The following is a 7,482-nucleotide window of genomic DNA, read 5'->3' as shown; positions in this document are numbered from 1 at the left end:
GTGCGGGACGGGCGATCCCCTCTGCGCCGCTGAGGAGCGCAGCTTCAGGCGGATCAAGGGCCGCGCGTGTCTGAGCGCAGCGAGTTTGCGCGGACCCCGCCTGAAGCGAGCACCGGAAGGGAGCCCGAAGGGCCGGCGCAGTGGGGTCGCTCGGCCCGTACCGCGTGCCGGGCGCCCTCGCCAGCGCACAACCACCCTGACCCACCCACAGCCGCTCTTTCCAAAGCTCAGGCCCCTCCCAGAGCGCACTTTGGGGTAGCCTCTACCCTGAGCCAAGAAAGCAAGGAGACAACGATGGCAAACACCCTTTCCCCCGCAGAAGAGGCATTGCGCGATGCCGCACGCGAGTACCACCGCTCGCCCGTCAAGGGCAAGATCTCGATCTCGCCGACCAAGCCGCTGCTGAACCAGCGCGACCTGTCGCTGGCCTACTCGCCGGGCGTGGCCTATCCCTGCCTCGACATCCAGGCCGACCCCTCGCTGGCGGCCGAGTACACCTCGCGCGGCAACCTGGTCGGCGTGGTCACCAACGGCACCGCCGTGCTGGGCCTGGGCAACATCGGCCCGCTGGCCAGCAAACCGGTGATGGAAGGCAAGGGCTGCCTGTTCAAGAAGTTCGCCGGCATCGACGTTTTCGACATCGAGCTGGCCGAGAACGACCCCGACAAGCTGGTCGAGATCATCGCGGCGCTCGAACCCACGCTGGGCGGCATCAACCTCGAGGACATCAAGGCGCCCGAGTGCTTCTACATCGAGAAGAAGCTGCGCGAACGCATGAACATCCCGGTGTTCCACGACGACCAGCACGGCACGGCCATCATCTCGGCCGCGGCGCTGATCAACGGGCTGGAACTGGTCGGCAAGAAGATCGAGGACGTGAAGATCGCGGTCTCGGGCGCCGGCGCCGCGGCGATCGCCTGCCTCGACGTGATGGTCGGCCTGGGCGTCAAGCCCGCCAACATCTACGCGGTCGACTCCAAGGGCCTGATCTACATCGGCCGCCCGGGCGGCTTCGACGATTCCAAGACCCGCTACGCGCAGAAGGACACGGGCGCCCGCACCCTGGCCGACGTCATGAAGGACGCCGACGTGTTCCTCGGCTGCTCGGCACCGGGCGTGGTCTCGCAGGACATGGTGAAGAGCATGGGCAGCCAGCCGATCATCCTGGCGCTGGCCAACCCCGAGCCCGAGATCCGGCCCGAACTCGCCAAGGCCGTGCGCCCCGACTGCATCATCGCGACCGGCCGCTCGGACTATCCGAACCAGGTCAACAACGTGCTGTGCTTCCCCTACATCTTCCGCGGCGCGCTCGATTGCGGCGCGAGCAAAATCACGGAGGAGATGAAGCTGGCCTGCGTGCGCGAGATCGCCGACCTCACCAAGGCCGACATCAGCGAGGAAGTCGCCACCGCCTATGCGGGCCAGGAGCTTGCCTTCGGGCCGGACTACATCATCCCCAAGCCCTTCGACTCGCGGCTCATCCTGCGCATCGCGCCCGCGGTCGCCAAGGCGGCGCAGGCCTCGGGCGTGGCCGCCCGCCCGATCGAGGACCTCGACGCCTACCGCCAGCACCTGACGCGCTTCGTCTACCAGACCGGCATGTTCATGCGCCCGGTGTTCAGCGCCGCCAAGCTGGCCACCGCCAAGCGCGTGGCCTACGCCGAGGGCGAGGACGACCGCGTGCTGCGCGCCGCCCAGCTGGCGGTCGACGAGGGCCTGGCCAAGCCGATCCTGATCGGTCGCCCGGCCGTGATCGAGGCCCGCATCAAGAAGGCCGGACTGCACATCAGCCTGGGCAAGGAGGTCGAGTGCGTCGACCCCGAGGACGATCCGCGCTTCCGCACCTACTGGGAGGCTTACCACCAGATCATGGGCCGGCGCGGCATCACGCCCGAGGCCTCGAAGGCCATGGTGCGGCGTTCCAACACCACCATCGCCTCGCTGATGCTGCACCTCGGCGACGCCGACGCGATGCTGTGCGGCCTGGTCGGCCGCTTCGACAGCCACCTCAAGATCCTGAACCAGGTGCTGGGCCTCAAGCGCGGCGCGCCGGGCTTCGCGACGCTGAACGCGCTCACGCTCGAGAAGTACACGCTCTTCATCGCCGACACCAACGTGCACGAAGACCCGAGCGCCGAGACGCTGGCCAACATCGCGATGATGGCGGCCGACGAGGTGCGGCGCTTCGGGCTGCCGCCCAAGGTGGCTTTCCTGTCGCACTCCAATTTCGGCTCGTCCGAGCGCGGCTCGGCGCGCAAGATGCGCCTGGCGCGCGACCTGTTCGCCAAGATGGCGCCCGACATCGAATGCGACGGCGAGATGCACGGCGACGCCGCGCTGTCGGAGGACGTGCGCCTCAAGGCGCTGCCCGAGACCTCGCTCACCGGCGAGGCCAACCTGCTGATCTGCCCCAACCTCGACGCCGCGAACATCCTGTTCAACGTGCTGAAGATGACCGGCGGCAACGGCGTGACGGTGGGCCCGATCCTGATGGGTGCGCAGGGCTCGGCCCACATCCTGACGGCGTCTTCGACGGTGCGCCGCGTGGTCAACATGACCGCGCTGGCCGTGGCCGACGCCAACTCGCCGCGCTAGGCCGCCGATCCGCCCCCTGCCCGTTCCGCCAGGGCCAGGGCATGCAGGGGGCAGCCGTCGCGCTCATGTCTTGAGATGGGCCAGCGCGATCACCGAGACCGGCTTGATGGGCGCCTGCGCCGAGAAGACCCCCAGCTGCGCGACCTCGGTCTGGCGGGCCTGCGCCAGCAGATGGGCCACGGTGTGCTGGCAGTAGCGCCCCTGGCAATACCCCATGCCGGTGCGGCAGGCCAGCTTCACGCTGTTCACGTCGCTCACGTGCGGGTTGTCGGCAAGGAAGTCGCGCACGGTGCCGGCCGAGACTTCCTCGCAGCGGCAGACCAGCGTGTCGTCGGTGGCCAGTCGCGCCAGCGCATCGAGCCGCGGCTCGAAGAAGCGCAGCACCACCTCGGTGAAGCGGCGCGCCCGGGCGGTGGCGCGGGTCGTGGCACGCAGAGCCTTCTCGAGTGGCTCCGAGGGCGCCCCGCCGCGGATGGCGACAACGATGTTCAGCGCCGCCAACCGCCCTTCGAGAAAAGCCAGCTCGGCACCGTTGACGCCGGCCGGCTCGCCGGCGACATAGATCGAATCCACGCTGGTTCGCATGGACTCGTCGTGCTCGACGATCCAGCCGCCTTCGGCCGGACGCCACCGGACCGCGCAACCGGCCTGGCGTGCCAGTTCGCTCGATGCCAGCAAGCCGTAGCCGACGACCAGGGTATCGGCCTCGAGCACGCGCTCGGTGCCGGGGCGTGCCTGCCACTCGGCGTCGGCATCGCACAGGGTCACCCGCTGCACGGCCTCCTCGCCCTCGGCGCGCAGCACCAGGGTGCCGAAGCGGACCGGGACGCCATGCCGCTGCAGGTTGCGCAGTGCGGCCGCGGTCTGGGCCAGCAGACGGACATGGCCCGGGACGGCCGGCCAGCCGGCCAACAATTCGCTCGCGGCAGGCTTGGGGCGTGCGATGGCGACCTCGAGCACCTCGCCGCCGGCCTGCACCAGCAGATCGGCCACCAGCAGCAGCAGCGGATGCGAACCCGCGAGCACGAAGCGCTTGCCGGCGCGCAGGAACTGGCTCTTGGCCAGCGTCTGGATGCCGCCTGCCGACATCACGCCGGGCAGGGTCCAGCCCGGAAAGGCCACCGGCAGGTCGTAGGCCCCGGTGGCGATCAGCAGCGAGCGGCCTTCGAGCACTTCGGTCTCGTCGGCCTGCGAGATCGCCAGGCGCACGTGGACGCCGTCGGGCGTGCGGAACACGCCCCAGGCCGTCGCCCCGAGCCGCCATTCGATCGCCTTCGAACGGCGCGCGCGCGCGATCAGGGGCTCGCCGAAGGCATAGCTCCTGAACGCGCTCGAAGGCGGCGCGCCGAAGCTGCGCGGCGGCTGGCGGAAGATCTGCCCGCCGAGGTCATGCTGTTCGTCGACGACCACCACGTGCAGGCCATGCTCGGCGGCCGTCAGCGCGGCCGACAGACCGGCCGGGCCGGCGCCAACGACGACGAGGTCGAAGGGGGATGCCTCAGTCATGGCGCGGCACCTCGACATGCATGTGCTCGGCCACGCGCGTCATGCAACTGCGCACGGCCGGGCGGCCGTCGATGGTCACCAGGCAATCGAAGCACACGCCCATGTTGCAGACCGGCGCGCGCGCGGCGCCGCTCGCGGTGCGGCGGAAGACGACGATGCCCGCCGCCAGCAGGGCCGTCGCCACCGTCTCGCCCGGATGGCAGGCGGTGGCGACGCCGTTGACGTGAATGAGGATCGGTGCGGGCCGGCTCACGCCGGCATCGATGCGGATGCGATCAGGCAAGGGTCAGGCTCCCGAAACGTTGAGGGTCGTAGGCGCGGACGTCGAAGGCCTCCGGCCGGCCGAGGATCTTGTCGGCGAGGATGCGCGCGTAGGTCGGGCCCAGCGTGAAGGCCGAGCCGCCCGTGGCGATGAACAGGCCTGCGGCCTTGGGCACTTCGCCGATCAAGGGCAACTGGTCGGCCACCAGGGCCGTGGTGCCGGTCCACACGCGCAGCACCGGAAGATGAGCGACGGCGGGCACGACCGCAGCCGCCGCGGCCATGTTGCCGGCCAGCGAGGGCAGCAGCAGCTCGGGCCGGCGATCCAGGTCGACCATGCCGCCGGATTGCCTCAGGGCGGCCGGCCAGCCGCCGCCGATCAGGACATTGCCTTCGGGCGTTTGCTTCATCGACAGCCGCCGCCCGGCATGCTGGACCAGGTGCTTGATCAGGGGCGCCGTGCGCGCGGTGGCCGTCATGGTCAGGCCCACGGGACTGACCGGCAGCACGACGCCCGCCATCTGCGCCAGCCGGCCCGACCAGGCACCGGCGGCGATGACCACGTGCTCGGCCTGGCAGACGCCGCCGTCGTCGAAGCTCACGTGCCATCCGCGCCCATTGCGGCGCATCGATTGCACGCCGGTCCGCGAATGCACGTGGGCACCCAGGCGCAGCGCGGCGCGGGCGTAGGCCAGCGCGCAGCGCCGCGGATCGGCCTTGCCCTCGGCGGCGCAGAAGGCCGCAGCGATGACGTTCTCGCCCAGATAGGGCGCGCGGGCCTGCAATGCGGCGCGGTCCAGCAGCTCGGTCGATAGGCCTGCAGCCTGTTCCAGCGCGATCTTGCGGCCCAGCCGCTCGACCTGCTCCGCTGTTTCGGCGACCATGAAGCCGCCGTGCTGCACCACGCCGAGCTCGGCGCCGAGCTCGGACTCGAGCCGGCTCCAGGCGCGCTGCGCATCGAGGTGCAGCGGAATGGCCTCGGCCGCCTTGCGCGCGGCCGCCTCGCCGTTTTCGATCATCCGGTACTCGAGCTGGAAATGCAGGCTGCCGGCGTTCTGGCCCGAGGCCTGGGCGTTGAGCTGCTTCCTCTCGACCAGCAGCACCTCGGTACCCGCCGCCGCCAGCAGGTAGCCGACAGCGCAGCCCAGCAGGCCGCCACCCACCACCAGCGTGGTGATGCGCTCGGGCCGGTCCTTCACGCTGGACTCCGCGGCGTTCACGTGTCGGCGAGCGCGACGGTGGCGAGGCCCAGCCCTTTGAGCGTGGCGCGCACCTGCTCGACTTCGACGGCCGTCAGTTCGAGCAGCGGTCGCCGCACATGGCCGGCGGGCACGCCGCGCAGCCGCAGCGCGGTCTTGAGGATGGCCTGTGCGCTGCCGAAGTTGCCCGCGAAGTCCTTGTTGAACCAGGCCTTCATGATCACGCGGTCGCGCTCGCCCAGCGCGACCGCACCGGCCTTGTCGCCGGCCGCGACGCGGCGCCAGAAATCGGAATGGTCCGCGCCCAGCACGCCGCCCGCGCCCATCAGACCATCGCTGACGCCGAGCGCCGCCAGGTCCGCGCCGAGGGCCGAGGTCGGCATGTTGAAGTAGCGCACCTTGTCCCGCAGCGCATAGGCGCCCTGCAGGAACGCCGCGAAGTTGGGCGTCGAGTTCTTGATCGCCACCACATGGTCGATCTCGGCCAACTCGTCGAGCAGTTCGACATCCATGTCGACCACGCAGCCGCGCGGCCAGTTGTAGATGCAGATCGGGATGTCGGTGGCATCGGACACGTCGGTGTAGAACTGCACCAGCTCGCGCCGGCCCGGCACGACGTAGGGCGGCGGCGTCAGCAGGATGCCGTCGAGCCCGGCGCGCTCGGCGGCGCGCGCGTGGCGGATGGCCTCGGCCGCGGTGTAGGCGTTGCAGCCGCCGAGGACCGTGATCCGCTTGTCGATCGTGCGGCTGGCTTCCTGGAACAGCTGGGCCCGCTCGGCCTCGCTGAGGCTGAACCATTCCCCCGAGGTACCCGCGAGCACCACGCCATGCATGCGCTGCTGCACATGCCACTCGAGCTGGGCGCCCAGGGCGGCCCAGTCCATGTCGCCGTTGCGTGCGAAGGGGGTCGTGATGGCAGGGATGTAGCCTGCCCAGTCGACGTCGTTGCGGTTCATTCGATTTTTCTCCTCAGTTCAATGCGGCATCGGCTTCGATTTCGATCAGGAAATCGGGCAGCGCAAGCGTCTGCACGCCGATGAAGGTGTTGGCCGCGGGCGCGGCATCGCCGTAGAAGGCGGCGATCTCGGCGCAGATCGGTGCCAGCTTGTCGGGCGTGTGGTGGACCACGTAGGTGCGCAGGCGCACCAGGTCTGCGGGCGTCGCGCCGGCCGCGGCCAGCACCTCCTTGAGGTTGGCGAGGACCTGGCGCGTCTGGGCGATCACGTCGCCGCCGCCGACCAGCTGGCCGTCGCGGTTCCAGGCGACCTGGCCCGCCAGGTGCAGCGTGCGTCCGCCGTTCTGCAGGACCGCGTGCGAGAAGCCGAAGGGGACGGTCGGGTACATGGACTCGGGGTTGATCACTTGTCGTGTCATGGGGGGCTCCGATGGGTCAATGAAAAAACGGTTGGCGCTTCAGTACGGCCGGCCATGCACGACCAGTTCGAGGATGTTCTGCCAGGGGTCGAGGAAGTACTGGTACTGCGAGCCGGCGGTCGGCCCTTCGGAAAAGGCGATGCGCTCGAAGACGGTGCAGCCGTTGTCGCGCAGCACCTGCGCGGCCGCATCGATGTCGTCGACCTCGATGCCGAGGTGGTGGCTGCCGACATGGTTGCCCAGCACCGGCGCGGCGGTGCTGCTGGCCGGGCTCGCGTAGGCGAAGAGCTCGAGCCGGATGTCGCCCGGCAGGCCGAGCAGCACCAGTTCGAGCCGCGCGCCGGCGACACCGACATGCGCCTCGGTCCAGTCGCGGCCATCGGCTTCGCACGGCAGTTGCGCCGCGTCCACCGGCCCGATGCGGTAGAGGATCTGGGCGCCGAAGACGCTCTGATAGAAGGCGACGACCCGCTCCAGCTCCGCCACCGTCCAGGCGACATGGTCGACGCGGCGGATGCCCAGTGGATTGGTGTGCATGGCCCGGACT

At 70.0% G+C, this 7,482-nt stretch carries 7 protein-coding genes; 1 reads left to right on the top strand and 6 read right to left on the bottom strand.

The window, feature by feature from the left end; genetic code table 11:
* The first annotated feature begins 294 nt into the window (after positions 1 to 294).
* Positions 295 to 2,595 (top strand): NADP-dependent malic enzyme, encoded by a 2,301-nt coding sequence (locus tag AC1DYK_RS28235; protein WP_478169298.1) that lies wholly within the window; start codon positions 295 to 297, stop codon positions 2,593 to 2,595.
* A gap of 63 nt (positions 2,596 to 2,658) precedes the next feature.
* Here AC1DYK_RS28235 and AC1DYK_RS28230 read toward each other — a convergent pair whose 3' ends face one another.
* Genes AC1DYK_RS28230 through AC1DYK_RS28205 form a run of 6 tightly spaced genes read right to left on the bottom strand, consistent with a single transcriptional unit; the run spans position 2,659 to position 7,472 of the window.
* Positions 2,659 to 4,101 carry an FAD-dependent oxidoreductase gene (locus AC1DYK_RS28230; RefSeq protein ID WP_478169297.1) on the bottom strand — a complete coding sequence of 481 codons (1,443 nt, stop codon included), beginning with the start codon at positions 4,099 to 4,101 and terminating at the stop codon, positions 2,659 to 2,661.
* Positions 4,094 to 4,384: a (2Fe-2S)-binding protein gene (locus AC1DYK_RS28225; protein WP_478169296.1), complete on the bottom strand. Its 291-nt coding sequence runs from the start codon at positions 4,382 to 4,384 to the stop codon at positions 4,094 to 4,096. Before AC1DYK_RS28225 ends, AC1DYK_RS28230 begins: the two co-directional genes overlap by 8 nt.
* Positions 4,377 to 5,582, bottom strand: a complete 1,206-nt coding sequence (locus AC1DYK_RS28220) for an NAD(P)/FAD-dependent oxidoreductase (protein ID WP_478169295.1) — start codon at positions 5,580 to 5,582, stop codon at positions 4,377 to 4,379. Before AC1DYK_RS28220 ends, AC1DYK_RS28225 begins: the two co-directional genes overlap by 8 nt.
* Complete coding sequence (locus AC1DYK_RS28215; protein ID WP_478169294.1) at positions 5,579 to 6,517, bottom strand: dihydrodipicolinate synthase family protein; 939 nt, start codon at positions 6,515 to 6,517, stop codon at positions 5,579 to 5,581. Before AC1DYK_RS28215 ends, AC1DYK_RS28220 begins: the two co-directional genes overlap by 4 nt.
* Positions 6,518 to 6,530: 13 nt before the next feature.
* Positions 6,531 to 6,935, bottom strand: a complete 405-nt coding sequence (locus AC1DYK_RS28210) for a RidA family protein (RefSeq protein ID WP_478169293.1) — start codon at positions 6,933 to 6,935, stop codon at positions 6,531 to 6,533.
* Positions 6,936 to 6,974: 39 nt separating this feature from the next.
* Positions 6,975 to 7,472, bottom strand: a complete 498-nt coding sequence (locus tag AC1DYK_RS28205) for a VOC family protein (protein WP_478169292.1) — start codon at positions 7,470 to 7,472, stop codon at positions 6,975 to 6,977.
* Between the last annotated feature and the right edge of the window lie 10 nt (positions 7,473 to 7,482).

The sequence above is a fragment of the Variovorax sp. P2_H12 genome (assembly GCF_056403395.1).
This window is presented reverse-complemented; position numbering and strand designations above follow the sequence as displayed.

What these genes read in the sequence shown, in the direction of transcription:
- AC1DYK_RS28235 (WP_478169298.1), top strand. Translation starts at nt 295, where the DNA reads ATGGCAAACACCCTTTCCCCCGCAGAAGAGGCATTGCGCGATGCCGCA.
- AC1DYK_RS28230 (WP_478169297.1), bottom strand. Translation starts at nt 4,101, where the DNA reads ATGACTGAGGCATCCCCCTTCGACCTCGTCGTCGTTGGCGCCGGCCCG.
- AC1DYK_RS28215 (WP_478169294.1), bottom strand. Translation starts at nt 6,517, where the DNA reads ATGAACCGCAACGACGTCGACTGGGCAGGCTACATCCCTGCCATCACG.
- AC1DYK_RS28210 (WP_478169293.1), bottom strand. Translation starts at nt 6,935, where the DNA reads ATGACACGACAAGTGATCAACCCCGAGTCCATGTACCCGACCGTCCCC.
- AC1DYK_RS28205 (WP_478169292.1), bottom strand. Translation starts at nt 7,472, where the DNA reads ATGCACACCAATCCACTGGGCATCCGCCGCGTCGACCATGTCGCCTGG.